This window comes from Collinsella sp. CLA-ER-H7 (assembly GCF_040092345.1).
In the GTDB taxonomy this organism is placed as follows: domain Bacteria; phylum Actinomycetota; class Coriobacteriia; order Coriobacteriales; family Coriobacteriaceae; genus Collinsella.
This window is the reverse complement of sequence record NZ_JBBNLT010000005.1, coordinates 111,145-137,467: the sequence shown is the minus strand read 5'-3', so window position 1 is coordinate 137,467 and position 26,323 is coordinate 111,145. Positions and strand designations below refer to the sequence as shown.

The following is a 26,323-nucleotide window of genomic DNA, read 5'->3' as shown; positions in this document are numbered from 1 at the left end:
TTGAATAGCCAGCTGATCCAACAGGGCCGCGCCGCTTACCGCGCGGGTGATTTTTCCGCTGCAGCCCAGATGCTTGGGGCGGCAAAGACTCCCGATGAGATTATGGGCGAGGCCGATCACCTTCGTGGCAACGCCTTGATGCACCTGGGCATGTATGCCGAGGCCGCTGAGGCCTATGCCGCCGCCCTCAACGACGGCACCTATGGCAAGCGCGGCGCGCTGCTCACCAACCGCGGCAAGGCACTCGCCGCCGTGGGCGACTACACGACGGCCGCTCAGGCGTTCTCTGCTGCTACGCAGGACGCTTCTTATGCCACGCCGTTCAAGGCCTATCTGGGCTTGGGTAACGCGCTGTTTCAGTCGGGCGACTATGCCAACGCGGGTACTGCCTTCCGTCAGGCTGCCATCGACGGCGCCAATCCGGCTCCTGCCGCCGCACTCGGCGAGCTCGGTCGTTGCTTCATTAAGCTCGGCCGTCCGGCGGATGCCGTGGAGACCTACCGCACGGCTATCGACTTTGCCGGTCCCCGCGACGACACGCGTGCGCTCAACGCCGGCATGGGTCAGGCACTTTCTGCCGCCGGCCGCCCCTCCGACGCACTCGACGCCTTTAACGCCGCTACTGCCGATGGCATCTACCAGCTCACCTCCGAGCAGGCCGATGAGCTTGCCCGCGTTCACGATTCGCTTGCCGCGCTATCCGCCCAGACGGCTATGGCCACGGCTCCGGCGCCCGCGATGGACGCTCCTGCCGTCGATCCGCTCGATCCTACGGGCGCGACCGGTCAGTTTATGCCCGATCCCTCGGACACCGGTTTCTTTACGCTGTCCGAGTCCGAGATGGTCCAGCAGGACCGTCAGGATCGTAAGCAGGCCAAGGTCCGTCGTCGCCATCGCCACACGGGTCTCAAAGTCTTCATTGTGCTGCTTCTGCTCATTTTGATCGCCGCGGGCGGTCTGGGCTTTGCTTACACGCGCGGCTTTGGCTTCCCGTCTCAGGAATCTGTGGTTACCGATCTGTTCCAGGCTGCCGGCGACGGTGACACCGCAAAGGCCGAGTCTTGCCTGGCCTCGAGCCTGTCCGAGGACGCTAAGTCGATGATCATCTCCTCGATTCCGCAGGGTGCCACCGTGTCCGTCGAGGGCATGGATCAGTCCATGACCGAGACGACCGCTAAGGTGAAGGCATCGCTGTCCAAGGGCGGCGAGCAGGAGTACACCGTCAAATTCGTGCGCTCCGACAACCATATCGGCTGGGCCGTTTCCTCGCTCGATATGGATTTCTCGGCTGCTGACAACCAGTAGTGACCTTATGGGATTTAGCTTTGCCCGGCGCTTCACCGCAAGTGAGGTGCCGGGCTTGCGCTAGTATCATGAGCTAGTAGTTTTCCAGCAATCATCCAACACATCAGGAGTTGCGTTGTTTTCTTTGATGGATATGTTCTTCGGTAGCTATGCGGGCGATCTTGCCATCGACCTCGGCACCGCAAATACGCTTGTCTCCGTGCGCGGCAAGGGCATCGTCATTCGCGAGCCCTCTGTCGTCGCCATCGACAAGAACGACGAGCGCATCCTGGCGGTCGGTATCGAGGCAAAGCGCATGCTCGGCCGTACGCCCGGCAACATCGTGGCCGTTCGTCCCCTGAAGGACGGCGTCATCGCCGACTTCGATGTTACCGAGGCTATGCTTCGCTACTTTATCGACAAGGCGTCCGAGAAGCGCTATCCGTGGACCCCGCGTCCGCGCGTTGTCGTCTGCGTTCCCTCCGGCGTCACGTCGGTCGAGAAGCGTGCTGTCTTTGAGGCCACGATCCAGGCCGGCGCTCGCCAGGCCTACCTGATCGAGGAGCCCATGGCTGCCGCTATCGGCGCCGATCTGCCCGTCGAGGAACCCACCGGCTCCATGGTCATCGACATCGGCGGCGGTACCACCGAGGTCGCTGTTATCGCCATGGGCGGTATCGTCGTCTCGCAGTCCATCCGTATTGCCGGTGACGAGTTCGATCAGGCTATCCTCACGCACGTTCGTGATGCCTACAACCTGGCCATCGGCGAGCGTACGGCAGAGGACATCAAGATCAAGGTCGGCTCCGCCGTGCCGCTCAAGGACGAGCTCGACGTCGAGGTCAACGGCCGCGACGTGATTACCGGTCTGCCCAAGACCGTGCGCATCGAGAGCGAGGAGATTCGTCGCGCGCTCAACAAGCCGCTCGACGAGATGGCTAAGGCCGTCAAGGACGCACTCGATGCCACGCCGCCCGATCTTGCCTCGGACCTTATGTACTATGGCATATTGCTGACCGGTGGCGGCGCGCTGCTGCGCGGTCTCGACGTGCGCCTGCGCGATGAGACCGGCGTTTCGGTCAACGTCAGCCCCACGGCGCTCGATAACGTCGTTAACGGCTGTGCCCGCGTGCTCGAGGCCAATGCGTTTGATGGCGGCTTCGTCCAGACCAATGCTTAATTTCCAAAAGGTGGATTCCATTTGGCACGATCTTCGGGTTTCTCCACAAATCTGAATACCAAGCGACAATCAACGGGTATGCGCCCGTTGATTGTTTTCAGCCTGATTTCGGTGTTGCTGCTCACGTTTTACATCCGCGAGGGCGAGGCAGGACCGATTCATGCCGTGCGTTCGGGCGTAACGACGATTACCTCGCCGGTGCGCTTTGTGGGTTCGGCTGTGGCGGCTCCCTTCAATGCGATCGGCAACGTGTTCTCTAACCTTACGGCGTCGCAGGACACGCTTGATGAGCTTAAGAAGCAAAACGAGGAACTGACCTCTAAGGTTGCTGAGCTCTCCGAGGCTCAAAAGACCGCTGAGCGTCTGGAGGGGCTGGTCGGCCTGCAGTCGACCTACAACCTTAAATCGACCGCAGCTCGTATCGTCGGTGCCTCGGGCGATGCCTGGACCTCGACCGTCACGATCGATAAGGGTTCTGCCGACGGGCTTACCATCAACATGCCCGTAACGAGTTCGGCCGGTGTTATCGGCCAGATTATCGAGGTATCGGCCAAAACGTCGACCGTGCGCCTGATTGGCGACGAGAACTCGGGCGTGTCCGCCATGGTGCAGGACACGCGCGCCCAGGGTATGCTGCAGGGTCAGGCTGACGGCACGCTGCGTCTTGAGTACGTGAGCGTCGACTCCGATGTTAAGGTTGGCGACATCATCGTGACCTCGGGCATTGGCGGTGTGTTCCCCAAGGGTCTACCGCTCGGCACCGTCTCGTCGGTTGAGAAATCGGCAAACGACGTGTACTACACCATTGTGGTGCGCGCTCAGACCACGGCCGAGAACAACGAGGAAGTGCTGGTCATCACCTCGCTGACCGACGAACAGTCGGCCTCGGATGAGGACGTGAGCACGGCCAACAGCACGCCGCAGGGAACGTCGCGCGATGCTGCGACCAAGACGAAGGACGAGAGCTCGGATGACAGTTCCGACACGTCCGAGACGACCGATTCCGGCTCGAGCGAATAGGGGGCATGTCCATGGATCTACACGAGCAGGGGATGAGCTCCCGCACGTTTGTGATCGCCGCCATTGTGTGCGTGCTGCTGCAGGCAGGCCTGGCACCGCAGATCTCCATTGCGGGCGGTCGCGTCAACTTCATGATTATCTTGGTGTGCCTAAGCGTGTTCTCGGGCGACCCGACCCGTGCCGTCGTGTGCGGTTTTTGCAGCGGGTTGTTCTATGACCTGTCCGCTGCCGTGCCGGTGGGCGTTATGTCGCTCCTGCTGACCGTGGGTTCTTTTGCCCTGGTGCACAGCGCCGTCGGTCAGACGGGCGGTACCCCGAGTGCGCGCGGCGTCACCGTGGGCGCCTTTGCGCTCGTCATTAATGTGATCTACAGCATCATCTTGCTGTTTATGGGTTTGGAGACGAGCTTTGTCGTGGCGATCTTCGGCCATGCGCTGCCGTCCTCGATCCTGACGGGTCTGGTTGCCATTCCGTTTTTGATGTCCGGCGTCGTGCCGCAGTCCGGCTATGGATTCTCCGCACGTGGCGGACGCCAGACGGGTATGCGCTTTAAGCCCAAGACCCGCAAGCTCAAATAGGGGAGGCCCGTAGATGTCTTCCCAGATGACGGTTATTATCGCCGGTATCGTGCTGGTTGTGGCCATCGTGGTCGCGCTGGTCATCATGCGTCGTGGCGATTCCCGTTTTACCTACGATACACAGCATGGAACGGCCCCGCGCGCCACCGAGGGCGAAGGCAATACCGCGGCGACCGCCTTTAAGGGCCGCTTTTCCATCCTCACCACGGGTGTGGGCGCAATGTTTGCGGCACTTGCCGTCAAGCTGTGGGGCATGCAGATGGTCTCGTCGGACTATTACGAGAAGCAGGCCAATAGTAATCAGACTCGCACCGTTACCACACCCGCTGTGCGCGGTCGCATCCTCGACCGCAATGGCGTGGCGCTTGTCCAGAACCGTCCCTCACTTGCTGTCGTGGCCTACCGCGACCTTGCCGAGGATGAGGTTCTGGTTCGCCATCTTGCCAACGTGCTTGGAATGCCTTACGTGGCGGTCCTTCGCAATATTCAGGACAATACAGAGGGCGCCCAGAGCCTGCATACCATCGCGACGGACGTCCGTCGCTCCACGGTTGCCTATATTCAGGAGCATGCCGGCGAGTTCCCGGGCGTCAAGATTGCCGAGCGTACCGAGCGCCAGTATCCATATGGCGAGACGGCATGTCATATCTTGGGCTATACCGGCACCATTACCTCCGAGCAGCTCGAGGCCCAGAATAAGAAAACCTCTGGCGATGATGATGCTTCTGCTGGCAAGATTACGTACCAGTCGGGCGATATCGTGGGCCAGGCGGGCGTTGAGAGCTACTACGAAAACCTGCTGCAGGGTATTCGTGGCGAGCAGACCGTCAAGGTCGATGCTTCGGGCAATGTGACCGGTCAGGCCGGCGCCGTGCCCGCGAAGGCCGGCTCCGACATTAAGCTCACGCTCGACCTTAAGATCCAGCAGGCCTGTGAGACGGCGCTGGCGAGCGCTATCGAGCTTGCCAAGACCACTGGCTACAGCAATGCCGGCAACGGCGCTGTGGTGTGTCTCGATCCCAACAATGGCGAGATCTTGGGCATGGCGAGCGAGCCCAAGTTCGATCCGTCCGTCTTTATCGGTGGCGTCTCAAACGACGTGTGGACCGAGCTCAATGATGACAAGGGTTCGCACCCGCTGCTCAACCGCGCCATTAGCGGACAGTACATGTCGGCCTCGACCATCAAGCCGCTCTCGGCGCTGGCCGGTCTTGAGTTTGGAACCTACACTTCAACGCAGACAACCAACTGCACGGGCTATTGGACGGGCCTGGGCAAGGCTTGGGGCAAGCGCTGCTGGCTGACGTCTGGCCACGGCACCATGACGCTGCAGTCGGGTATCGCCAACTCGTGCGACCCTGTCTTCTACGACATGGGCAAGGCGTTCTTTTATGACGAGCAACATCCCGAGGGCCTGCAGGAGGTCTTTCGTCGCTGGGGTCTAGGCAAGACCTGCGGTATCGATCTGCCGAGTGAGGGCTCGGGCCGTATTCCCGATGCCGAGTGGAAAGAGTCGTACTTCACCGACGCCTCTGTCGAGGACCGCAAGTGGAATGCCGGCGATATGACCAACATTGCCATCGGCCAGGGCGACATCCTGGTGACGCCCCTGCAGATGGCGTGCGCCTATATGGGTCTTGCCAACGGCGGCAAACAGTACGTGCCTCACGTGTTTTTGTCTGCCGTATCGCGCGATGGTGACGGCGATGCCTATAAGTACAACGGAAAGGGCAAGAAGAAGCGCCTGGAGGCCAAGATCAACAGCGATTCGGATTTGGCTCTTGTTCGCAACGGCATGCACGACGTGATTTACACGGCATCGACGTCCCTAGCGGCTCACTTTGGCACCCTGACGCCGCAGGTATACGGCAAGTCGGGCACGGGCGAGAAAAGCGGCGAGGACGAATACGCGTGGTTCTGCGCCTATGCACCGGCCGATGACCCCAAGTATGTCATCGCTACTGTCCTGGAGCAGGGCGGCGGCGGCTCAGATACCGCGATGCATGTCGTGCGCGACGTGCTCGGCGTGATTTATGGCGAGCCCGATACCTCTTCGGCCTCGGGCGATTCTTCGGTTCGATAGGAGGTTGCGATGGATTTTTCTCCGGCGGATCTGTTCCGTTCAACCAAGACCGGCTCTCGCAGCAGCCTGGACCGTGTCAACAAGCAACTTTCGGCCTCGCGCGGCACGTTTCGCCAAAAGGTGCATATCGGTGTGCTCGTGGCTACTGTGGCGCTTGTCGCCTACGGTGCCATCATTATCTGGTCGGCTTCGCAGTTTAAGGCCGATGCCTCGTTCTCACGCCATCTGCTGGGAATTGGCATCGGAGCGGTGCTGGCGGTGCTGGTCTGGCGTACCGACCTGCGCGGTATTTCCAATTTCTCGACGGCGTTGCTCGTCATTGACCTGATCGTGATTTTCTCGCCCAAGATTCCGGGTCTGTCCTATACGGGCGGTCTGGGCATGACGGGCTGGATCAAGATTCCCGGTATCGGCTTGACATTCCAGCCGGTTGAGCTTGCCAAGCTCATCACCATCTTCTTTATTGCTACGCTTGGCTCGCAGTATAACGGTCGCATCGATACCGTTCGCGACTACGTCAAGCTCTGCGGCATGCTGTCCATTCCGTTTTTGGCCGTCGTTGCCATGGGCGACCTGGGCTCGGGCCTGGTCGTGCTGGTTTCGGGCGCCATCGTCATTTGTATGAGCGGTGCACGCCGCGAATGGGTGCTGTCGACCCTGGCCCTGCTCGTGGGCTTGGTGGCCCTCGTCCTGGCGCTCGATTCGGTCTTTGATTCGTTGCTCGGCCACGATGTGCTCATCAAGCAGTATCAGATGAACCGTCTGACGGTCTTTATCGACCCCGATAATGCCGATTCGGACGATGCGTACAATCTGCAGCAGTCGTTGATCGCGGTCGGCTCGGGCGGTTTCTTTGGTAAGGGCCTGGGGCATGCGACGCAGTCGGCCGGCGGCTTCCTACCCGAGTTCCATACCGACTTCGTCTTCGCCTTTTTGTCCGAGACCTTTGGCTTCTGCGGCTCCTTTTTGCTGCTGTGCTTGTATGTACTGCTCATCTTCTCGACGATCCGCGTTGCCTTTAAGTGCGAGTCTCTGTTCCTACGCTTATCATGCGTAGGTATCGTCGGCATGTGGGCGTTCCAGACCTTCGAAAACATCGGCATGTGCATCGGCATGATGCCGATTACCGGTATTCCGCTACCGTTTATTAGCTTTGGTTCGTCTTCGATGATGATTCAGCTGCTGACGGTGGGTATCGTACAATCCATATGGCGGCATCGTTCGGGCGCCGCGTAACCGCTGGAGGGGTTTGCTATGAAAATTCCCGTAGATAAGCTGACCCGCGCTTTTAAGATGGGCGCGTCCGTTAAGAAGGATTCCGATACGCCGGTGCGCGTCTCGGTCTATCTGGATTCGTCCGCCTCGCGCTTTCTGGCCGAGACGGTGCGTGACGCCTTTGTGCCGCAGACGACCTCGGGTATTGTGCGCGTCGAGCGTCTGGGGGAGGAGCGAATTGCTCCAAAGACCGATACCGATGTGGTGCTGGTGCTCTCGTGTGGTTCCGACCGCTTGGAGAGTGCCGTGCAGGAGCTCGTGATCGCCGGCGCGCCCGTGTGCGTGCTTGCCGAGTCTGCTGTGGAGGTGCCGTTTATCGAGGAGTCCACGCCCATGCTCGGCGTGGTAGCGGCAACCGATAAGACGTATCTGCTCGAGACGCTTGCTCGCTGGATTCTCGATCGCACCGACAAGGAAACGGCTTTTGCGGCGAACTTTGCCTTCATGCGCATTGCGGCAGCCAATCGTATCATCACCTCGTGCGCGCTCACCAATATGGCGACCGGTGCGCTGGTGTTTTTGCCGGGCGCCGATTATCCCGTTATGGCGCTGGCGCAGGTGGGCATGCTCTTTGAGCTCGCTGCCGTCTTTGGACGCGGCATTAAGCCAGAGCGTGGCTACGAGGTCGCGGGCGTGCTTGCCGGCGGTCTTGTGATCCGCGCGGTCACCCGCGCGCTCGTCAAGCAGACGCCGCATATTGGGTTTGCCGTCAAGGCGCTCACTGCCGCCGCGGGCACCTATGGCATGGGCCGTGCGCTCGTTTCGCTCTACGAGCGCGATGTCGACTACAGTCGTGCCAACGAGGTGGTCACTGCCACGTTCTCCCGCGTTCGCGATCTGGTGACCACGGTCGCGGGCGCTACCCGTCCTATGGCGTCCTACCAGGACGCATCCGATCTCGCAGCTTAGGGGTTTTCCGTTGCGCGTTGCATACCAAGACTGTTTTCATTTAATTGAGCCGCTGCTCGCCAAGGTCGAGAAACCGAGCCGCTATATCGATCACGAGTGGGGCACGCTTTCCAAGGCCGATGCCGACTACCGTTGCTGCCTGATCTACCCGGATGTGTACGAGGTCGGTCTGCCCAACCAGGGCATCGCCATCCTCTACAACATCCTTAACCAGGCCGAGGGCATCTCCTGCGAGCGCGGCTATGTGCCGTGGCCCGATATGGGTGACGCCATGCGCGAGGCAGGCATTCCGCTGCTCTCGCTCGAGGGTGCAGCGCCGGTCGCTTCGTTTGATATCGTCGGCCTGCATGTGCCGCACGAGATGGCGGTGACGAACTTCCTCGAGGCACTCGACCTCGCTGGTATTCCGCTGTTAGCGGCTGACCGCACCGAGGACGACCCCATTATCATCGCCGGCGGCCCCTCGGTGTACAACCCCGAGCCGTACGCGGCCTTCTTCGATGCCATCCTCATCGGTGAGGGCGAGGAATCGCTGCTCGATACCTGCCAGCTGCATCGCCGCCTGCGTGACGAAGGGGTCCCGCGCGCGCAGATTGTCGAGCAGCTTGCATCCATTGCCGGCAACTACGTGCCGTCGCTCTATGAGGTTCGTCACGACGAGCCCTGCTCGCCGCATGGCTACACCGTGCCGCGTGAGGGCAAGGATGCGCCGACCGTGGTCTACAAGCGCGTCGTCGAGGATTTCGGCGCCACGAATCCGCTGTCGCAGTCGTGCGTGCCCTATGCACAGCTGGTTCACGACCGCCTGTCTATCGAGATCCTGCGCGGCTGCGCCCGCGGCTGTCGTTTTTGTCAGGCCGGCATGACGTATCGCCCGGTGCGCGAGCGCTCGGCCGACCAGATCGTCTCGTCGGTGATTCAGGGTCTGGAAAAGACCGGCTATGACGAGGTGTCGCTGACCTCGCTCTCCACGACCGACCACTCCTGCATTCGCGACGTGCTCGGCAGGCTCAACCGTCGCCTGGAGGATACGGGTATTCGCGTGTCTATTCCGTCGCAGCGCCTGGATTCGTTTGGCGTGGATATGGCCGAGTCGGTCGCCGGCGAAAAGAAGGGCGGCCTGACGTTCGCGCCCGAGGCCGGCAGCCAGCGCATGCGCGACATCATTAACAAGAACGTGACCGAGGAGGACCTGGACCGTGCGGCCAAGGCGGCCTTCGAGGCCGGCTGGAACCGCATGAAGCTCTACTTTATGATGGGCCTTCCCGGCGAGCGCGATGAGGACATCGTGGCCATCGCCAATCTGGCCGATCACGTGCTGGAGCTCGGTCGTTCCGTGGTGCCCAAGGCTCGTCGCGGCTCGATTTCGGTGTCCATCTCGGTTTCGGTCTTTATCCCCAAGGCCGCCACGCCGTTCCAGTGGTGCCCGCAGCTCGACTACGACGACGTCAAGCGTCGCCAGAAGCTGCTTATCACGAGTGTTCGCAACCGTGCCGTCCGCGTGCATTACCACGATGCCGAGACCTCGCTCATCGAGGCCGCGCTTTCCCGCGCCGGTCGTGACATGACGCCCGTCATCATCGATGCTTGGCGTTCGGGCTCTCGCTTTGACGCCTGGGTAGAGCATTTCTCGCTCGAGAACTGGAAGGAGGCTGCTGCCAAAAACGGCATCGACCTCAACGAGCTCGTACACCTGCCTTACGAGTTGGACTGGCGCCTGCCGTGGGAGCACGTGAGCCCCGGCTGCACGCGTGGCTTCCTCGAGCGCGAGTACCGTCGCTCGCTCGAGGGCGTCACGACTCCCGACTGCACCCGCACGTCGTGCACCGGCTGCGGGATCTGCCCCACGCTCCACGCCAAGAATGTATTGATGGGTGATCGCGCATGAGTGAGCGCCTGACCGACAACCCCTCGCTCTTTAGGCTTCGTGTTCGCTATGGCAAGCGCGATCGTCTTAAGTACCTGGGTCATCTCGAAGTAATCCATACCATTGAGCGCATCGTGCGCCGTGCGGGACTTCCCTATGCCGTCACGCAGGGCTTCTCTCCGCACATGCGCGTTGGCTTCTCTTCGGCGCTACCGGTGGGCACGTCGTCGACCTGCGAGTGGTATGACCTGTTTATGACCGAGTTCGTGGCGCTCGACGAGGCGTTTGGGCGCCTGGCTGCGGCGTCTCCGGCCGATCTGGCGCCCATCGAGGCGGCGTACATCGACGTGCGCACGCCGGCGTTGACGGCGCAGCTCACGCGCCTGTCGTATCGCATCGACCTGCATCTGGACCCCGAGGCGCCCGTAAGCGCCGACGAGGTGCATCGTGCGATCGACACGCTGCGCGCGGGCCATGGCATCGACTACGCGCGCGGAAAAAAGAGCAAGCGCTTGGATTTGGATCACACACTCGTGGGCTATGAGCTCACGGCGGGGGAGCGCCCGGACCATTTGGTGCTCATGCTCGACACCCATGCCGACAACGAGGGCTCCATGCGTCCGGAAATTTTGCTTTCTGCTGCTGATGTTTTGTTGCAGGGCTTGACCCCGGGCGTGGATGCACCTATTGTTTCCACCGGTATGCAAGACCTCGTGACCATCTGCTCCTACGATGTCGAGCGTCAGAATCAAGCATGCGAGGACGACGAGGGCCGACTCGTCAGCCCCATACCTGTGCGAACTTGTGGATTTGCTCCACATACTCGTTGACGGGGGTATTTTCGCCTGCTACTATATTCGGCTGTTGCACTAACTGATGCATGAAGGGCAAGTAAACATGTACGCAATCGTTAACACGGGCGGCAAGCAGTACAAGGTCGCCACCGACGATGTCATCACCGTCGAGAAGATCGAGGGCAATGAGGGCGACAAGGTCACCCTGCCGGTTATCTTCCTCAACGATGGTAAGAAGATCGTCACCGATCCCGACAAGCTGGCTAAGGCCAAGGTTACCGCTCAGATCGTTGAGCAGTTCAAGGGCGAGAAGCAGCTGGTCTTCAAGTTCCACAAGCGCAAGCGCTATCGTCGTCTGAAGGGTCACCGTCAGCAGCTCACCAAGCTGAAGATCGTGAAGGTTCAGGCTACCTCCCGCGCCAAGAAGGCTGTCAAGGCAGAGGCTGAGGCTGTTGCCGAGGCTCCCGTCGCCGAGTAGATTACACTCGTAACGAAAGAGTAGGTATACACAATGGCACACAAAAAAGGACTCGGTTCCTCCCGTAATGGCCGTGACTCCCGCGGTCAGCGCCTTGGCACGAAGCGCTATGCCGGCCAGACGGTAACCACGGGCACGATTCTCGTCCGTCAGCACGGCACGCACATCCACCCGGGTGAGAACGTTGGCCGTGGTAAGGACGACACGCTGTTCGCGCTGGTCGACGGTACCGTTGAGTTCCACAAGGGTATCAAGCACAGGGTCAGCGTACGCCCGCTCGCGAACGCGTAATTCACCCTTCATAGAGCACATATGTGGGAGGCACTTGAGTTTTAGGATTCAAGGGTCTCCCTCTTTTTTGTAGGAGGCGATTCTGTTGTCACAGTTCACCGATATCAGCCGCATTAACGTGTGCGGCGGCGACGGCGGAGCCGGATGCATGTCGTTTAGACGCGAGGCATTTGTCCCCAAGGGCGGCCCCGATGGCGGCGACGGCGGTCGTGGCGGCAATGTCGTCATCCAGGCCGATGCTCAGCTGTCTTCCCTGATCGATTACCGCTTTAAGCATCACTTCCGCGCCGAGCGCGGCACGCACGGGCAGGGTGCCCGTCGTAACGGTAAGAGCGGCGAGGACCTGATTCTCAAGGTCCCTATGGGTACCGTGGTGCGCGAGCTCGATCCCGAGACGCAGACCCCGATGTTCGAGATTGCCGATCTGGTGCACGATGGCGAGCGCGTTGTCGTGGCGCCCGGTGGCGCCGGCGGCCTGGGCAATACCCACTTTGTGACATCGGTGCGCCGTGCGCCCGCGTTCGCCCAGCTGGGCGAGCCGGCCGAGGAGCACTGGATCGAGCTCGAGATGAAGCTCATGGCCGATGCCGCGCTCGTGGGCTTCCCCTCGGTGGGTAAGTCATCGCTCATCGCGCGCATGAGTGCCGCCCGTCCTAAGATTGCCGACTACCCGTTTACCACGCTCGTGCCGAACCTCGGCATGGTGCGTGCCGGCGAATATTCTTACGTCGTTGCCGACGTCCCCGGTCTTATCGAGGGCGCGAGCGAGGGCAAGGGCCTGGGTCACCAGTTCCTGCGCCACATTGAGCGTACGGCCCTGATCATGCATGTCGTCGACATGACGGGCGGTTTTGAGGATCGCGATCCGGTTGAGGACTATCGCATCATCAACCGCGAGCTCGAGCAGTATGGCGCCGAGCTTTCGGAGCGTCCGCAGATCGTCGTTGCCAACAAGTGCGACGCGCCGGGCACGGCCGACAAGATTGCCGACCTCAAGCGCGCAGCGCTCGACGATGGACATATGTTCTTTGCCGTGTCTGCTGTTACGGGCGCCGGCCTCAACACGCTGATGCTTGCCGTGGGCGAGCAGGTGGCTAAGCTGCGCGCCGAGCTGTCGGTCTCCGATGAGCCGGTCGTTCTGCGCGACGATGAGTGGGAGCGCCGTCGCCTGCAGCGTGAGAAGCGTTTCCGCATTGTCCAGGAAGAGCCCGGTGCCTTCCGCGTGGTCGGTCGTGCCATCGAGCGCATGGTCATTCAGACCGACTGGGAAAATGAGGAAGCCGTCATTTACCTGCAACATAAGTTTGCGCGTATGGGTGTTGACGACGCGCTCGAGAAGGCCGGTTGCCGTGCGGGCGACGAGGTCCGCATTTGCCAGCGTGCCTTTGACTTTGAGGGCGCTGAGGACTTCTCGGAGTACGAGGAGCTCGAGGATGCTGGCGAGGACGTTGCCGTTGAGGCCATTGACGTGACCGATGCTGCGGATGAGGGCGTCGAGGTTGTCGATGCGGTGGATGCCGCGGACGATGCCGAGACCTCGGAGGGCGAGTAAGCCATGTCGCTGCGCGGTGGAATCGGTCTGCCCGAGCTTCCTCTAGAGGACGGGCAGGAGTTTAGGCTCGGCATTATGGGTGGCACCTTTGATCCCATCCATTACGGGCACCTGGTGACCGCCGAGCAGGCGCGTGAGTCGCTCGACTTGGACGCTGTGCTCTTTATGCCGGCGGGCTCTCCCGCCTTTAAGCTTGACAAGCCGGTGACGCCTGCCGAGGACCGTTATGCTATGGCGGTCCTCGCCACCGCCGCGAACCCGGCCTTTTTGGCGAGTCGGTTCGAGATCGACCGTCCGGGCGTAACCTACACGGCCGATACGCTTCATGCCCTTCGCGACTTTTACCCGTCGCAGGTAAAGCTCTACTTTATTACGGGTGCCGATGCGATTATCGATATTGTGACCTGGCACAATGCTGATGAGATTGCCGAACTGGCAACCTTTATTGCTGCTACACGTCCCGGTTTTGACATCGATACGGCCCGGGCGCGGATTAAGGAATCGGGGTTGCCATTCGACGTGCGCTATATTCAGATTCCGGCGCTGGCGATTAGCTCGACCAACATTCGCAAGCGGGTTGCCCGCGGCATGAGCGTGCGCTATCTTACGAGCGAGTCCGTGCTCGGCTACATTCGCAAGCGCAGGCTATATGCCGATTTGGGCCAAGAGGATTTTGAGTGATGGGGGTCTACGTTGTCGGTAGAGGATCAGTTTGAGGGCGATGAGCGCGCGCTGCTCAAGCGCATTCAAGAGCTGCTCGATGTTCGCATGAAGGATAAGCGCAGGCGCTATGTGCATTCGCTGGGTGTTGCCGAGACCGCACTTCATCTGGCCGAGGTCTACGGCGTCGACCGCTTTGATGCCGCTGCCGCCGGCTTGATCCACGACTGGGACAAGGTGCTTTCCGATGACGAGCTGGTCACGCGCGCTCTGCATTACGGCATTAAGATTGCCGGCTCTCCTTCTGCCGCGACGCCGCTTTTGCATGGCCCTGTTGCCGCCTATGAGCTTCCGCAGCTTTTTCCCGAGCTGTCGCCGGCGGTCTTTCAGGCTGTCGACCGTCACACCGTGGGTGCCTGCGATATGACGCCGCTCGATATGGTGGTCTTTGTGGCCGATGCCATCGAGCCCAACCGCCACGGCGACTATGCACGTGCGCTGCGCAAGATGGTGGGGGAGTCGACGCTCGACGAGTTGTTCTTCTCCTGTTTTGCGCAGGGTTTGGTCTATGTGATTCAGTCCGGGCGCTATCTTTATCCCACGGCTATTTCGATTTACAACCATTACGCCCAGCTGCGCTAGCTCGGGCTGTCTAGAAAGAGGTATTCCATGGCCGACGAGACCATGACCGACGAGCAGATTCTTGAAGGTGTGGAGCACAAGAGCTTCGTCGCCACGTCCGACCGCACTGCCGCCTCGCTGTCTGCGAGCGGTGTCGCCGCCGAGGATGTCGCCCGCGCCGCCGCGCAGGCCGCCTACGACAAGAAGGGCGAGGACGTTCAGGTGCTCGACCTGACCGAGCTTTCCGATGTGTGCGACTATTTTGTGCTTGCCACCGGTACCAACAACCGCCAGGTCGATTCTATCGTCGACGAGATCGAGGAGAAGGTCGCCGAGGCTTGCGGCGAGCATCCGTTCTCCATCGAGGGCCGCGAGCAGAAGACCTGGATGCTCATGGACTATGGTTCGGTTGTCGTCCACGTCTTCACTCCCGAAGCCCGCGACTTCTACCGCCTCGAGAAACTCTGGGGAGACGCCCCCCAGCTCCCCCTCAACCTCCTCTAGTAGCTCATTTGAGACGGGGTTTAGCTACCCTCACGCATATCGCCGGGCAGGTGCGGTTTTCCGCACCTGCCCGGCTTTCTTTTTGCCCAAAGGCGGTTAATCGTTGAAGCGGGATTGGCGGCCGAAGGAAAGGGCGGTGTCGCCGAATTTGTCTCGGACGGCGTCGATGGCGACGGAGAGGTCGCGGCGGTCGCTGGATTGGGCTCCGCGGTCATCGATCTCGCAGAACAGGTCAGTCTGGATGCCGCCTTGGTGGTCGAAGTCGCTCATGCCGATGCCCGCTAAGCGAACATGCATGCCATCCTGCCAGATGTTGTCGAGCAGTTCGAGTGCAACCGCCACGAAGATGTTCTCATCGTCGGTCGGATGAGGCAGCCGGCGCTGTGCCGAGCGACCGCTTCCATACGAATACTTGAGCTTGAGCGTCACCGTGGCGCCCGTCAGCCCCTGACGGCGCAGACGGCGTCCCACTGACTCTCCCAACAGCGCAATCGCCGCCTCAATATCCTCACGCTCAGTCAAATCTTTAGCAAAGGTGCGTTCATTGCTGACCGACTTGACCTCGCGCTCTTCATCAAGACTCGTGACTTCGGAGATTTCGAGTCCCAGCGCACGCTGGCGCATGCGTTCGCCGTTGACGCCAAAAATAGAGGCCAAGGTGGATTCCGGTGCACGTGATAGCTCGCCGAGGGTGTAGATGCGCATGCGGCGCAGTCGCTCCTCGGCCGAGCGCCCGATGCCGCTCATGGCAGATACCGGCAGCGCGGCCAAAAAGCGCTGCTCGGTTCCGGGGCGCACGATGGTCAGCCCAAACGGCTTATCCCGCTCGCTTGCGATCTTTGCGACCGTCTTGTTGCAGCCCACGCCAATGGAACAGGTCACTCCCAGCCCTGCCACGCGGTCGCTTATACGCCGCGCAACCAGCAGCGGGTCTTCGGGCGCAAAGCGACCCGGTGTGATATCGATAAAGGCTTCGTCGATGGATACGCGCTCAACACGCGGGGTCTCGTCGGCGAGAATCGCCATGACCTGCGCGCTCACCTCGCGGTATCGGTCAAAGTGCCCGTGTGTCCAAATGGCTTGCGGGCACAAGCGCCGTGCCTCGGCCGAGGCCATGGCAGAGTGCACGCCAAAGCGACGCGCCTCATACGAACACGTGGACACGACGCCACGCGAATCGGCGTCTCCGCCCACGATGAGCGGCTTTCCTCGCCATTCGGGATGATCGAGCATTTCCACGCTCGCAAAAAACGCATCAAGGTCCATGAGGCCAACCGCCGGACCCGTCCAGGGAGGCGGCGTGACGCCCATGGCATCCTCATAACCGTATGTATGTTCGCGTCTTTCCATGTCATGAGTATACCGCGCAGCTCATGTGGGGTGCGTGTATGTGCTTGCAAATCCCGAATTCTTGTCTAAGATATGGATTTGCCCTCGACTACACCGAAGAAGTTGGTCTCACGGACTTCACCTGCCCGCGTCGATGGCGTATTATGTTCAACTGTTTGTTTGTAGTTGCAGCCTAAAGCTGCTTGGTTGGAGGAGTTTCCTTTGGCAGTCAAGATTCGCCTTGCTCGTCACGGCGCTAAGAAGCGTCCGTACTACCGTGTCGTCGTCGCCGATTCCCGCGCCCCGCGTGACGGTCGTATCATCGAGGAGGTTGGCCGCTACAACCCGATGACCGCCCCCAAGACCATCAACCTCGACCTCGAGAAGATCGCCGACTGGCAGTCCAAGGGCGCTCAGCTCACCGACGCCGTCGCCGCTCTGGTCAAGGCCGCCAACGAGGGCGAGAAGACCGAGACCGTCGTCAAGAAGTCCAAGAAGCAGCTCGCCAAAGAGGCCGAGGCCGCTAAGGCTGCCGCTGAGGCCGCTGAGGGCGCCGAGGAGTAAATCGTGCCTGAGGTTGACGCTGCACAGCTCGAGGGTGAGGCAATGCTCTCAGATCGCATCGCTGATCTCGTCGAATATCTCGTTGTTCAGATCGTCGACGACCCGGATTCCGTGAGCCTTGAGGTCATCGATGGTGACGACGCCTCTACAATTGAGGTTTCGGTCGCCGAGGATGACGTCGCAAAGGTCATCGGCCGTCGTGGCCGTACCATCAAGGCCATTCGCACGCTCGCCCGTGCACTGGCCGCTCGCCTCGACACTGCTGTCGAGGTAGAGGTTCTGGGCTAGGACCTTGAGGTCCCAGTACAAAAACATCGCCCGTGTGGTCAAGCCGCACGGAAGGAAGGGGGAGGTCCTCGCGCAGCCGCTGCGGGGGCTTCCTTCTGTATTAGAGCCGGGTATGCGGGTCGCTCTGACGCCGCCGGCGCTCAAGCGCGACCGCTTTTGCACGGTCGTGTCCGTCACCGATACGGGCGATGGCGATCTGGTCTCGTTTGAGGGCATTGACGACTTGACAGCCGCCGAGGGCATCACGGGATGCTACGTGCTGGCAAATCGTGACGACTTTGAGCTCGATTCGCTCGACGCTGCCTATACCGATCTGATGGGTCGCGAGGTGGTCGACGAGCGCTTCGGTTTACTCGGCACGATCGTCGAGATTATGTCGACGCCTGCTAACGATGTTTGGGTTGTCGAGGGCGATCGGTACGGCGAGGTGCTGATTCCCGTGATCGAGCAGGTTGTGCTCGATCTTCCCGACACAGGAACAATTTCCGTCCACGTGATGGACGGCCTGATCGATATGGACAAGTAGGGAGGACAACATGCTGATCGAGACCCTTTCGGTCTTTCCCGAGATGTTTGAGCCCGTCATGTCCACGTCGATTTTGGGCCGCGCCCGCAAGGCCGGCCTTTTTGATTTTAAGGCGTATAACCTGCGCGACTGGACGCACGACCGCCATCGTACCGTCGATGACGAGCCGTACGGCGGCGGGCAGGGCATGCTCATGAAGGTCGGGCCTATCGCAGAGGCCATCGAGGCCATTAGCGCAGAGGGTCCCAAGCCCACTGTGGTGTTCTTTACCCCCTGTGGCGAGCCTTTTACGCAGCATGTGGCCGAGCGCCTGCTCAAAAGTGAACGCCTGCTGTTTGTGTGCAGTCGCTACGAGGGCGTCGACGAGCGCGCGTATGCGTATGCCGATGAGCGTCTGTCGATCGGCGACTATGTGCTTACGGGTGGCGAGCTACCCGCCATGGTCGTTGCCGATGCCGTCGTACGCCTCATCCCCGGCGCCCTGGGCGACGAGATGAGCAACGTGGACGAGTCGTTCTCGACCGCCGAGGACGGTGGCCTGCTCGAGTACGCGCAGTACACCCGTCCCGCCGAGTTCAACGGCGAGGGCGTGCCTCCTGTGCTCGTGAGTGGCGATCACGCCAAGGTCGATGCCTGGCGCCGCAAGAATGCCATCGAGCGCACCTGTCGCTGGCGTCCCGACCTGATCGAGACGGCGCGGCTCACGTCCGAGGAGCGTGCGTACGCGCAGGAGATTTTGGACGCTTCGTATTCGCAGAGCGAGGAGTGAGAATGGTTCCATCGCAGCATTCCGCGTTGAGGGGCGCTTTTGAGTGGATCGTGGTCATCGCGATCGCGCTCGCGGCCACCTTCTTGATTCGCTCGTTTGTGGTCGAGCCCTTTGTGGTGCCCACCGGCTCCATGGAGTCCACGATCGAGATTGGCGACCAGATCCTGGCACAAAAGGTGAGCCTCGAGCTCGGTCAGCCCGTCAAGCAGGGCGATATCGTGGTGTTTCACAACCCCGATGGCACCTCCGAGCATGATGTTCTTGTCAAGCGTGTTATTGCCACGGCCGGCCAGACGGTCGACCTGCAGGATGGCAAGGTGGTCGTTGACGGCCAAGCGCTCGACGAGGACTATACGACGGGCATGAGCTGGCCACTTTCGGTCCAAGCGCCCGGCGCTCAGGTAAGCTATCCCTACACCGTTCCCGACGGGTGCGTGTGGGTGATGGGCGACAACCGCGAAAACTCTGCCGACTCACGCTACTTTGGTCCCGTCGACCGTTCGGACCTGATCGCCGTGGCGCTCGTGCGTTACTGGCCGCTCAACCGTCTGGGCGCTATCGACTAAAAACCGCTATAGTACAGTACCTAACCGTGTAATCGTTTCGACGAGGGGATATTAGAGGCATGAACGCTTCATCGCTTTCCTTCCAAGACATCATCCTGCGCCTCCAGCAGTACTGGGGCGAGCAGGGCTGCGTCATTATGCAGCCCTATGACTCCGAGGTCGGTGCCGGTACCTTTCATACCGCGACCACGCTGCGCTCGCTCGGTCCCGCCGAGTGGCGCACCTGCTATGCGCAGCCCTGCCGCCGTCCGGCCGACGGGCGCTACGGCGAGAACCCCAACCGCATGCAGCACTACTATCAGTTCCAGGTGCTCATCAAGCCCTCTCCGGTCAACGCCCAAGAGCTTTACCTGGGGTCTCTTGCCGCCATTGGCCTGGACCCCAACGACCATGACGTCCGCTTTGTCGAGGACGACTGGGAGAGCCCGACGCTCGGCGCTTGGGGCCTTGGCTGGGAGGTCTGGCTCAACGGCATGGAGGTCACGCAGTTTACGTACTTCCAGCAGGTGGGCGGCATCGAGGTCGACCCCGTGCCCGTCGAGATCACCTATGGCCTGGAGCGTATCGCCATGTACGCCCAGGGCGTCAACTCGGTCTACGACCTGGTGTGGAGCTACCTGCCCGACGGCACGCCCATGACTTATGGCGACGTGTTCCTGGAGAACGAGCGCGAGTTCAGCGCCTACAACTTTGAGGTTGCCAACGTCGAGATGATGCGTCAGAAGTTTGACGACTACGAGGCCGAGTGCCACTCCTGTCTGGAGCGCAAGCTGCCGCTGCCGGCGTACGACTGCGTCATGAAGTGCAGCCACGCTTTCAACCTGCTCGATGCCCGCGGCGCGCTGTCCGCGGTCGAGCGTGCCAACTACATCCTGCGCGTCCGCGCCGTCGCCAAGGCGTGCTGCGAGGCCTACATGGCCGAGGTCGCCGGAGTCAACGAGAATGCCGACCAGGAAGGCGAGGTGGCGTAAGCCATGGCAGACGCTAAGGATTTCCTGTTTGAGATCGGTACGGAGGAAATGCCCTCTGCACCGCTGAACAATGCCGTCAAGCAGCTTGGCACCATGATCGCCAAGGGCCTCGACGAGGCCGGTCTGGCCCATGGCGAGGTCCGCGTGATCTCGAGCCCGCGTCGTCTGGCTGCGCTCGTGGCCAACGTCGCCACCGCGACCGATGAGGTTCACGAGGTCAAGCGTGGTCCCGCGGCAAACATTGCCTTTGATGCCGACGGCAACGCCACCAAGGCCGCCCAGGGCTTCGCTCGCAAGTGCGGTGTGGCTGCCGAGGACCTGGTCCGTCGCGAGGACACTGACGGTCGCGAGTATGTGTTCGCCGAGAAGAACATTCCCTCCGCACCGGCTACGCCGATTCTGACCGCTCTGTGCGAGAAGACCATCGCCGGCCTGCAGTGGCCCAACTACCGCAGCCAGCGTTGGGGTCACGAGCATGCGACCTTTGTTCGTCCGGTCCGCTGGATCTGCTGCCTTTTGGGCGAGGATGTTGTGCCCGTGTCGTTTGCCGACGTGACGAGTGGCAACACCACGCGTGGTCATCGCGTACTTGGCCCTGGTGACCATGTGGTCGCCAGCCCCGCCGTCTACGAGCAGGTGCTTGAGGACGCCGGCGTGCTTTCTGCCGAGCGTCGTCGTGAGGCCATCCTTGCCGGTATCGCCGAGGTCGAGGCTGCCCGTCCCGGCTGCCATGTCGATACGCCCAAGAAGGTCTTTGAGGAGGTCATTAACCTCTGCGAGTGGCCGACGGTGCTCGTCGGTACCTTTGACGAGGAGTTCCTCAAGGTCCCGCACGAGATCATCTGCGAGTCCATGCTCACCAACCAGCGCTACTTCCCGATTTATGACGGCGAGGGCAAGCTCACGCGTGAGTTCGTAGTCGTTTCCAACAGCAAGCCCGAGAATGCCGAGCGCGTGATCGACGGCAACGAGCGCGTCGTGCGCGCCCGTCTGGACGACGCCAAGTTCTTCTACGAGGAGGACTTGAAGATCTCCCTCGACGAGTTCCGCGAGCGTCTCGCCAAGGTCGCCTTCCAGGAGAAGCTCGGTAGCGTGCTCGCCAAGTCCGAGCGCATTGAGCAACTCGCGCTCGCTATCGCCCGCGAGGCCCATCTGGGCGCCCACCTGGCTGCCGACGCCGCTCGCGCCGCGCACCTGTGCAAGGCCGACCTGGTATCCAACGCCGTCGTCGAGTTCACGAGCCAACAGGGCGTGATGGGCGGTTATTATGCCTCTGCGATGGGGGAGAACGACGAGGTCGCCCACGCCATTCGCGATCATTATCGTCCCCGCTTCGCCGGCGATGAGCTGCCCGAGGGCACCGCTGGCTGCATCGTGGCCTGTGCCGACAAGCTCGATACCATTGCGGGCATCTTTGCCATCGGCGAGCCCCCGACCGGCTCTTCCGATCCGTACGCGCTGCGTCGCGCCGCCATCGGCATCATCAACATCCTGCGCGATCGTCTGTCGATTGACCCCACGTCGCTGATCGACTTTGCCCTTGAGCTCTATAGCGAGCAGGGCATTGACTTCGACGCCGCCGAGGTCGCCCAGCAGGTCCGTGACTTCTTCCACGGCCGCCTGGTGAGCATGGCCCGCGACGAGAAGATTCCTGCCGATACCGTCGCCGCCGTCTCCGCGGTGCACATCATCGCTCCGTCCGTCTTCTTCGCCCGCTGCGCTGCGCTCGACGAGGCTCGCAAGAACGATGCTGAGACCTTCGACAACCTGGCTACCGCCTATGCCCGCGCCGCGCACATCTCCAAGCCCAAGCTGGGTGCGGAGTACGACCGCAGCCTGATGGACGAGGCCGAGCTCGCGCTCGCCGATGCCTCCGAGGCCGCTCAGACCGCTGTCGATGCCGCCCTTGCTGCCGAGGATTACCCGGCCGCATTTGCGGCCCTTGCCGCCCTGCGTGCCCCCATCGACCGCTTCTTCGACGAGGTTATGGTCATGGACAAGGACGAGCAGCTCCGCGATAATCGCCTTAAGCTGCTCAACCGCTTCGAGGCCGTTTTCTCCGGCATCGCAAACATCGGTGAGCTTGCTCGCAAAAAGTAAGCCAGCCTTCGCATAAGCGCAAAAGGAGCCCCGCATGGATTGCCCGGTCACCGCTTGTCCCACCGTTATCGTTATCTCCGACTCGCTCGGTGATACCGCTTGTGAGGTGGTGCTTGCGGCGTCCGGGCAATTTGATGAAGGGGCTTTTCGTCTCTTGCGCCTGCCCAAGGTGAGCTCGTTGGAGCAGGTCAAGTCGTTTGTGGGCCCGCGCGTCGATGCGGACCATCGCGATATTGCCGTGTTCCACACCATTGTCGATCCGGCGCTTCGCGCCCGTGTGCTCGATTACCTGGGTATGCTGCATATCCGCTCGGTCGACCTGATCGGTCCGACGCTCGCCGTGCTGTCGTCGCTCATCGGTGTGCCGCCCAAGGGCGTTGCGGGCGTTATTCACAAGACCGATGACCGTTATTTCCATCGTATCGAGGCCATGGAGTATTTCGTTGAGCACGACGACGGGCGCGGTTGCGACGATCTGTCGGGTGCCGATATCGTGCTGCTGGGTGTGTCGCGTACGTCCAAGACGCCGCTGTCGATGTATTTGGCCTATCAGGGTTACAAGGTTGCTAATGTTCCTTTGGCCCATGGCATGGAGCCGCCGAAGTCAATTTACGAGGTCGACCCGATGCGGTTGTTCGGACTGATTTCGACTGTCGATGTGATCTCCGGGATTCGCGATAGCCGCTTGGGCGATGACTACGCCCGCGCCGTCGCAGGCTCCTATGCCGAGCCCGAGAGCGTTCGCAGCGAACTCGAGGAAGCTCGCGCCCTCATGAAGCGCCTGGGTTGTTTTGTGGTGCGCACCGACGGCAAGGCGATCGAGGAGAGCGCCTCCGAGATCATCGGTCACTTGGAGGAAATCCAAGAAGCCCGTGCCCGTCGCGCCGCCCGCCGAGCCCAGCAAAGCTAACTCTTTGGGGTAGCTAAAAATGCACCGTCTTAAAAAGACTACCTATAAATAATGCACGATAATGATAAAGCGATTTAGCAAATAACTTGCATTTGACCTGCAATTCCCTTGCATTGGTATCTTCATAAGGTAACCACCTTTACCTACCGTTTACCGCCACATTTACCACGTTTACCAAACCTCGCGCCCTCTACGCAAGCCTGCTCAATGCCCGCCGTATAGTACCCTCACGGCTCGCATCCGGTGGGTCGATTCGTTACCACGGTCGTGCGCGTAAGCGCATGGAAGGGGAAGTATCGTGAGCGATTGCAAGAGGGTTTACCGTTTTGGAACCGACGCCCAGGGCACCTGTGTCACCGAGGGCGACAAGTCCATGAACTTCGTGCTTGGCGGCAAGGGCGCAAACCTTGCCGAGATGAGCCGCATCGGCCTGCCGGTTCCCGGTGGCTTTACCATTACCTGCCAGACCTGTGTCGAGTACTCCGGTGCCGGCAACCTCTGGCCCGAAGGCGCACTCGACGAGATCGTTGCTGCCGAGGCCGACCTCGAGGCCCGCTGCGGCAAGAAGCTTGGCGACGCCTCCGATCCGCTGCTCGTGTCGGTTCGCTCGGGTGCTCCGTTTTCCATGCCCGGCATGATGGATACGGTCCTCAACCTGGGCCTCAACGACGACTCCGTTCAGGGTCTCATCGCCCAGACGCAAAACCCGCGTTTTGCCTGGGATAGCTACCGCCGCTTTATCCAGATGTTCTCCAACGTCGTTATGGGTGTTGACGCCGACCTGTTCGAGAACGCGCTGACCCAGGCACGCCTGGTCGCCGGCGTTCGCGTCGATTCCGAGCTTTCGGCCGAAGATCTGCAGGAGCTCGTCGAGACCTTTAAGGGCATCTTCTCCGAGAACGTTGAGGCCGCCCTGTATCCCGAGCTCGAGGTCGCCGACGACAAGCCCGTCTTCCCGCACGACCCGGAGCTCCAGCTGCGCCTTGCCATTCAGGCCGTCTTTGGCAGTTGGATGAACGAGCGTGCCTGCATCTACCGCAAGCAGCATGGCATTTCCGACGAGCTCGGAACTGCCGTCAACGTACAGGCCATGGCCTTTGGCAACAAGGGCGGGACCTCTGCGACGGGTGTTGCCTTTACACGCAACCCGGCCGACGGCACCAAGGAGTTCTATGGTGACTTTTTGGTTAACGCCCAGGGCGAGGACGTCGTCGCCGGCATCCGTAACACCGAGCCCATCGCCGACCTCAAGGCCACCCCGGGCCTCGAGTCCGCTGGTGAAGAGCTCGAGCGCGTGTTCCTGACGCTCGAGGATCATTACCGCGATATGTGCGATATCGAGTTCACCATCGAACAGGGCAAGCTCTGGATGCTCCAGACCCGCGTGGGTAAGCGCACTGCCACCGCCGCCTTGCGCATCGCCATCGAAATGGTCGAGGAGGGCCTGATCACCCGCAAGGAGGCCGTGAGCCGTATCGATCCCGCGCAGCTCGACCAGCTCCTGCATCCGCAGTTCGATGCCTCCAAAAAGTACGAGGCCCTGGCCAGCGGTCTAAACGCCAGCCCTGGTGCCGCCGTGGGCGAGGTCGTGTTTTCGAGCGACGATGCCGTCGCGCGCGCCAACGAGGGCCATAAGGTCATTCTGGTTCGCTGGGAGACCAACCCCGACGACCTGAAGGGCATGGTTGCCGCCGAGGGCATCCTGACCAGCCACGGTGGCAAGACGAGCCATGCCGCCGTTATCGCCCGCGGCATGGGTACGCCCTGCGTCTGCGGCGTTGAGCGCTTCCACATCGATGCCGCCGAGAAGGTCGTTCGCATCGAGGGCAGCGACCGTGTGCTGCACGAGGGCGATGTCATCTCCATCGACGGCACCCAGGGTATCGTCGTCGACGGCGCTGTCGATTTGGTTTCGGCCGAGCTCACCGGCGACCTGGACACCATCCTGTCCTGGGCCGACGAGATTCGCCTGGACGAGACCTGTGGCCACGCCAACCATGTGCGCGTCAACGCCGACAACCCTGAGGATGCCGCGCTCGCACTCGAATTTGGCGCTGAGGCCATCGGCCTGTGCCGCACCGAGCACATGTTCCTGGGCGACCGCAAGAACATCATCCAGAGCTTCATCTTGTCCGATGATGAGGCCGTGAAGCAGCAGGCTCTGGCCGACCTGCTTAAGGTTCAGACCGAGGACTTCCTGGCGATGTTCAAGACCATGTCCGGTCGCGATGTGGTTGTTCGCCTGCTCGATCCACCGCTTCATGAGTTCCTGGATAATCCTCGCGAGCTCGAGGTCGCCATCACCAAGAAGGAAGCCGCTGGCGCCAGCGAGGAAGAGCTTGCCGTCCTGCGAGCCCGCCTGCGTCGTATCGACGGCATGGTCGAGTCCAACCCGATGCTCGGCCTGCGCGGCGTGCGCCTGTCCGTTGTCTTTAGCGATCTGCCGCTCATGCAGGTCCGCGCCGTCGCCACGGCTGCTGCTCGCCTCATCAAGGAGGGCGTCGATCCGCGTCCCGAGATCATGGTTCCGCTCGTCTCCATTACGGCGGAGCATGTACAGACCCGCGAGGTTATCGAGCGCGTGATCGCCGAGGTTTCCGCCGAGGAGGGCGTCGAGCTCAATATTCCCGTGGGCACGATGCTCGAGCTGCCGCGCGCCTGCATGGTCGCCGACGAGATCGCCCACCATGCCGATTTCTTCTGCTTTGGCACCAACGATCTTACCCAGACGACCTTCGGCTTCTCTCGTGACGATGCCGAGGCCAAGTTCATTCCGCTGTACATGCATAAGAAGATTCTGAAGGACAACCCCTTCGAGACCATCGATACGGCAGTACTCGAGCTGGTGCGTATGGCTGTCGAGAAGGGTCGCGTCACCAATCCCGACATGCACTTTGGCGTGTGCGGCGAGCACGGCGGCGACCCCGAGTCCATCAAGGGCCTGTTTAACGTGGCCGACGTGGACTACGTGTCCTGCTCACCCTATCGCGTGCCCCTCGCACGTCTTGCGGCCGCCCAGGCCAAGCTCGAAGCCAAGCGTTCCGCCTAACGTTTTGGGTTTGGGCGCCTAGCGTAGCCCCCTTCATGCCGCCCGTCTCATTCGTGAGGTGGGCGGTTATCATGTGCGGGTTTTGTCTTTTTGTCTGCGTAAAAAATTGTTCTTGCAGCAGAAACCCGCGCGTGTATACTCGAATACGTTTGTTC

Annotated in this window: 25 protein-coding genes; 24 read left to right on the top strand and 1 reads right to left on the bottom strand. The window is 61.2% G+C overall.

The genetic code is table 11. The features are described 5' to 3' along the window. The 15 genes from AAAX75_RS04635 to rsfS all read left to right on the top strand — a co-directional run bounded on the left by AAAX75_RS04635 (nucleotide 1) and on the right by rsfS (nucleotide 15,096). A complete protein-coding gene (locus AAAX75_RS04635) occupies nucleotides 1-1,305 on the top strand; it encodes a tetratricopeptide repeat protein (RefSeq protein WP_055309859.1) in 1,305 nt (434 codons plus the stop codon). Between the two features lie 127 nt (nucleotides 1,306-1,432). Then, nucleotides 1,433-2,464 carry a rod shape-determining protein gene (locus tag AAAX75_RS04630; protein ID WP_006236061.1) on the top strand — a complete coding sequence of 344 codons (1,032 nt, stop codon included), beginning with the start codon at nucleotides 1,433-1,435 and terminating at the stop codon, nucleotides 2,462-2,464. A gap of 78 nt (nucleotides 2,465-2,542) precedes the next feature. Further along, on the top strand, nucleotides 2,543-3,484 hold the full coding sequence (gene mreC, locus AAAX75_RS04625) for a rod shape-determining protein MreC (RefSeq protein ID WP_082421788.1): 942 nt from the start codon (nucleotides 2,543-2,545) through the stop codon (nucleotides 3,482-3,484). 11 nt (nucleotides 3,485-3,495) lie between these two features. Then, a complete protein-coding gene (locus AAAX75_RS04620; protein WP_022094761.1) occupies nucleotides 3,496-4,062 on the top strand; it encodes a rod shape-determining protein MreD in 567 nt (188 codons plus the stop codon). Nucleotides 4,063-4,075: 13 nt separating this feature from the next. After that, nucleotides 4,076-6,145: a penicillin-binding protein 2 gene (mrdA, locus tag AAAX75_RS04615; RefSeq protein ID WP_349091249.1), complete on the top strand. Its 2,070-nt coding sequence runs from the start codon at nucleotides 4,076-4,078 to the stop codon at nucleotides 6,143-6,145. Between the two features lie 9 nt (nucleotides 6,146-6,154). After that, on the top strand, nucleotides 6,155-7,381 hold the full coding sequence (locus AAAX75_RS04610; protein WP_022094759.1) for an FtsW/RodA/SpoVE family cell cycle protein: 1,227 nt from the start codon (nucleotides 6,155-6,157) through the stop codon (nucleotides 7,379-7,381). An 18-nt stretch (nucleotides 7,382-7,399) separates the two neighbouring features. Beyond that, the gene (locus tag AAAX75_RS04605; protein ID WP_006236071.1) at nucleotides 7,400-8,329 is read left to right on the top strand and encodes a hypothetical protein; all 930 of its coding nucleotides are present in this window, start codon (nucleotides 7,400-7,402) and stop codon (nucleotides 8,327-8,329) included. Nucleotides 8,330-8,339: 10 nt separating this feature from the next. Continuing rightward, nucleotides 8,340-10,217, top strand: coding sequence for a TIGR03960 family B12-binding radical SAM protein (locus AAAX75_RS04600; protein WP_349091248.1), 1,878 nt, complete (start codon nucleotides 8,340-8,342; stop codon nucleotides 10,215-10,217). Then, nucleotides 10,214-11,026 (top strand): TIGR03936 family radical SAM-associated protein, encoded by an 813-nt coding sequence (locus tag AAAX75_RS04595; protein WP_215673491.1) that lies wholly within the window; start codon nucleotides 10,214-10,216, stop codon nucleotides 11,024-11,026. Before AAAX75_RS04600 ends, AAAX75_RS04595 begins: the two co-directional genes overlap by 4 nt. A 67-nt stretch (nucleotides 11,027-11,093) precedes the next feature. Then, nucleotides 11,094-11,468: a 50S ribosomal protein L21 gene (gene rplU, locus AAAX75_RS04590; RefSeq protein WP_035138585.1), complete on the top strand. Its 375-nt coding sequence runs from the start codon at nucleotides 11,094-11,096 to the stop codon at nucleotides 11,466-11,468. Between the two features lie 33 nt (nucleotides 11,469-11,501). Then, nucleotides 11,502-11,759, top strand: coding sequence for a 50S ribosomal protein L27 (gene rpmA, locus AAAX75_RS04585; RefSeq protein WP_006236075.1), 258 nt, complete (start codon nucleotides 11,502-11,504; stop codon nucleotides 11,757-11,759). An 85-nt stretch (nucleotides 11,760-11,844) separates the two neighbouring features. Then, a complete protein-coding gene (gene obgE / locus AAAX75_RS04580) occupies nucleotides 11,845-13,311 on the top strand; it encodes a GTPase ObgE (RefSeq protein WP_349091247.1) in 1,467 nt (488 codons plus the stop codon). A gap of 3 nt (nucleotides 13,312-13,314) precedes the next feature. Beyond that, nucleotides 13,315-13,992, top strand: a complete 678-nt coding sequence (nadD, locus tag AAAX75_RS04575) for a nicotinate-nucleotide adenylyltransferase (RefSeq protein ID WP_349091245.1) — start codon at nucleotides 13,315-13,317, stop codon at nucleotides 13,990-13,992. Between the two features lie 87 nt (nucleotides 13,993-14,079). Further along, a complete protein-coding gene (gene yqeK / locus AAAX75_RS04570) occupies nucleotides 14,080-14,613 on the top strand; it encodes a bis(5'-nucleosyl)-tetraphosphatase (symmetrical) YqeK (RefSeq protein ID WP_349091262.1) in 534 nt (177 codons plus the stop codon). Between the two features lie 27 nt (nucleotides 14,614-14,640). Next, nucleotides 14,641-15,096: a ribosome silencing factor gene (gene rsfS, locus AAAX75_RS04565; protein WP_035138582.1), complete on the top strand. Its 456-nt coding sequence runs from the start codon at nucleotides 14,641-14,643 to the stop codon at nucleotides 15,094-15,096. 96 nt (nucleotides 15,097-15,192) lie between these two features. On the opposite strand, the gene dinB is transcribed toward rsfS, so the two are convergent. Beyond that, entirely contained in the window at nucleotides 15,193-16,407 is a 1,215-nt protein-coding gene (dinB, locus tag AAAX75_RS04560; RefSeq protein WP_349091244.1) for a DNA polymerase IV, read from the bottom strand. Nucleotides 16,408-16,647: 240 nt separating this feature from the next. Between dinB and rpsP the strand changes: the two genes are divergently transcribed. The 9 genes from rpsP (at nucleotide 16,648) to ppdK (ending at nucleotide 26,168) form a co-directional block, all read left to right on the top strand. Beyond that, a complete protein-coding gene (gene rpsP, locus AAAX75_RS04555) occupies nucleotides 16,648-16,989 on the top strand; it encodes a 30S ribosomal protein S16 (protein ID WP_022094749.1) in 342 nt (113 codons plus the stop codon). A gap of 42 nt (nucleotides 16,990-17,031) precedes the next feature. Next, nucleotides 17,032-17,277 (top strand): KH domain-containing protein, encoded by a 246-nt coding sequence (locus AAAX75_RS04550; RefSeq protein WP_171021534.1) that lies wholly within the window; start codon nucleotides 17,032-17,034, stop codon nucleotides 17,275-17,277. A 34-nt stretch (nucleotides 17,278-17,311) separates the two neighbouring features. Beyond that, complete coding sequence (gene rimM, locus AAAX75_RS04545; protein WP_271736561.1) at nucleotides 17,312-17,803, top strand: ribosome maturation factor RimM; 492 nt, start codon at nucleotides 17,312-17,314, stop codon at nucleotides 17,801-17,803. Between the two features lie 10 nt (nucleotides 17,804-17,813). Further along, entirely contained in the window at nucleotides 17,814-18,572 is a 759-nt protein-coding gene (trmD, locus tag AAAX75_RS04540) for a tRNA (guanosine(37)-N1)-methyltransferase TrmD (protein WP_349091243.1), read from the top strand. Nucleotides 18,573-18,574: 2 nt separating this feature from the next. Beyond that, on the top strand, nucleotides 18,575-19,138 hold the full coding sequence (gene lepB, locus AAAX75_RS04535) for a signal peptidase I (RefSeq protein ID WP_349091242.1): 564 nt from the start codon (nucleotides 18,575-18,577) through the stop codon (nucleotides 19,136-19,138). A 59-nt stretch (nucleotides 19,139-19,197) separates the two neighbouring features. Further along, nucleotides 19,198-20,109 carry a glycine--tRNA ligase subunit alpha gene (locus AAAX75_RS04530; RefSeq protein WP_006236091.1) on the top strand — a complete coding sequence of 304 codons (912 nt, stop codon included), beginning with the start codon at nucleotides 19,198-19,200 and terminating at the stop codon, nucleotides 20,107-20,109. 3 nt (nucleotides 20,110-20,112) lie between these two features. Beyond that, nucleotides 20,113-22,209, top strand: coding sequence for a glycine--tRNA ligase subunit beta (glyS, locus tag AAAX75_RS04525; protein ID WP_349091241.1), 2,097 nt, complete (start codon nucleotides 20,113-20,115; stop codon nucleotides 22,207-22,209). Nucleotides 22,210-22,243: 34 nt separating this feature from the next. Next, a complete protein-coding gene (locus AAAX75_RS04520) occupies nucleotides 22,244-23,119 on the top strand; it encodes a pyruvate, water dikinase regulatory protein (protein ID WP_349091240.1) in 876 nt (291 codons plus the stop codon). A gap of 298 nt (nucleotides 23,120-23,417) precedes the next feature. Continuing rightward, nucleotides 23,418-26,168 carry a pyruvate, phosphate dikinase gene (gene ppdK, locus AAAX75_RS04515; RefSeq protein WP_349091239.1) on the top strand — a complete coding sequence of 917 codons (2,751 nt, stop codon included), beginning with the start codon at nucleotides 23,418-23,420 and terminating at the stop codon, nucleotides 26,166-26,168. The last annotated feature ends 155 nt before the right edge of the window (nucleotides 26,169-26,323 follow it).

Excerpts from the sequence above, each read along its gene's own strand:
- AAAX75_RS04630 (WP_006236061.1), top strand. The coding sequence starts at position 1,433 with ATGGATATGTTCTTCGGTAGCTATGCGGGCGATCTTGCCATCGACCTC.
- mreC (WP_082421788.1), top strand. The coding sequence starts at position 2,543 with ATGCGCCCGTTGATTGTTTTCAGCCTGATTTCGGTGTTGCTGCTCACG.
- AAAX75_RS04620 (WP_022094761.1), top strand. The coding sequence starts at position 3,496 with ATGGATCTACACGAGCAGGGGATGAGCTCCCGCACGTTTGTGATCGCC.
- mrdA (WP_349091249.1), top strand. The coding sequence starts at position 4,076 with ATGTCTTCCCAGATGACGGTTATTATCGCCGGTATCGTGCTGGTTGTG.
- AAAX75_RS04610 (WP_022094759.1), top strand. The coding sequence starts at position 6,155 with ATGGATTTTTCTCCGGCGGATCTGTTCCGTTCAACCAAGACCGGCTCT.
- AAAX75_RS04605 (WP_006236071.1), top strand. The coding sequence starts at position 7,400 with ATGAAAATTCCCGTAGATAAGCTGACCCGCGCTTTTAAGATGGGCGCG.
- AAAX75_RS04595 (WP_215673491.1), top strand. The coding sequence starts at position 10,214 with ATGAGTGAGCGCCTGACCGACAACCCCTCGCTCTTTAGGCTTCGTGTT.
- rplU (WP_035138585.1), top strand. The coding sequence starts at position 11,094 with ATGTACGCAATCGTTAACACGGGCGGCAAGCAGTACAAGGTCGCCACC.
- rpmA (WP_006236075.1), top strand. The coding sequence starts at position 11,502 with ATGGCACACAAAAAAGGACTCGGTTCCTCCCGTAATGGCCGTGACTCC.
- nadD (WP_349091245.1), top strand. The coding sequence starts at position 13,315 with ATGTCGCTGCGCGGTGGAATCGGTCTGCCCGAGCTTCCTCTAGAGGAC.
- yqeK (WP_349091262.1), top strand. The coding sequence starts at position 14,080 with ATGAAGGATAAGCGCAGGCGCTATGTGCATTCGCTGGGTGTTGCCGAG.
- rsfS (WP_035138582.1), top strand. The coding sequence starts at position 14,641 with ATGGCCGACGAGACCATGACCGACGAGCAGATTCTTGAAGGTGTGGAG.
- dinB (WP_349091244.1), bottom strand. The coding sequence starts at position 16,407 with ATGGGCGTCACGCCGCCTCCCTGGACGGGTCCGGCGGTTGGCCTCATG.
- AAAX75_RS04550 (WP_171021534.1), top strand. The coding sequence starts at position 17,032 with ATGCTCTCAGATCGCATCGCTGATCTCGTCGAATATCTCGTTGTTCAG.
- trmD (WP_349091243.1), top strand. The coding sequence starts at position 17,814 with ATGCTGATCGAGACCCTTTCGGTCTTTCCCGAGATGTTTGAGCCCGTC.
- lepB (WP_349091242.1), top strand. The coding sequence starts at position 18,575 with ATGGTTCCATCGCAGCATTCCGCGTTGAGGGGCGCTTTTGAGTGGATC.
- AAAX75_RS04530 (WP_006236091.1), top strand. The coding sequence starts at position 19,198 with ATGAACGCTTCATCGCTTTCCTTCCAAGACATCATCCTGCGCCTCCAG.
- glyS (WP_349091241.1), top strand. The coding sequence starts at position 20,113 with ATGGCAGACGCTAAGGATTTCCTGTTTGAGATCGGTACGGAGGAAATG.
- AAAX75_RS04520 (WP_349091240.1), top strand. The coding sequence starts at position 22,244 with ATGGATTGCCCGGTCACCGCTTGTCCCACCGTTATCGTTATCTCCGAC.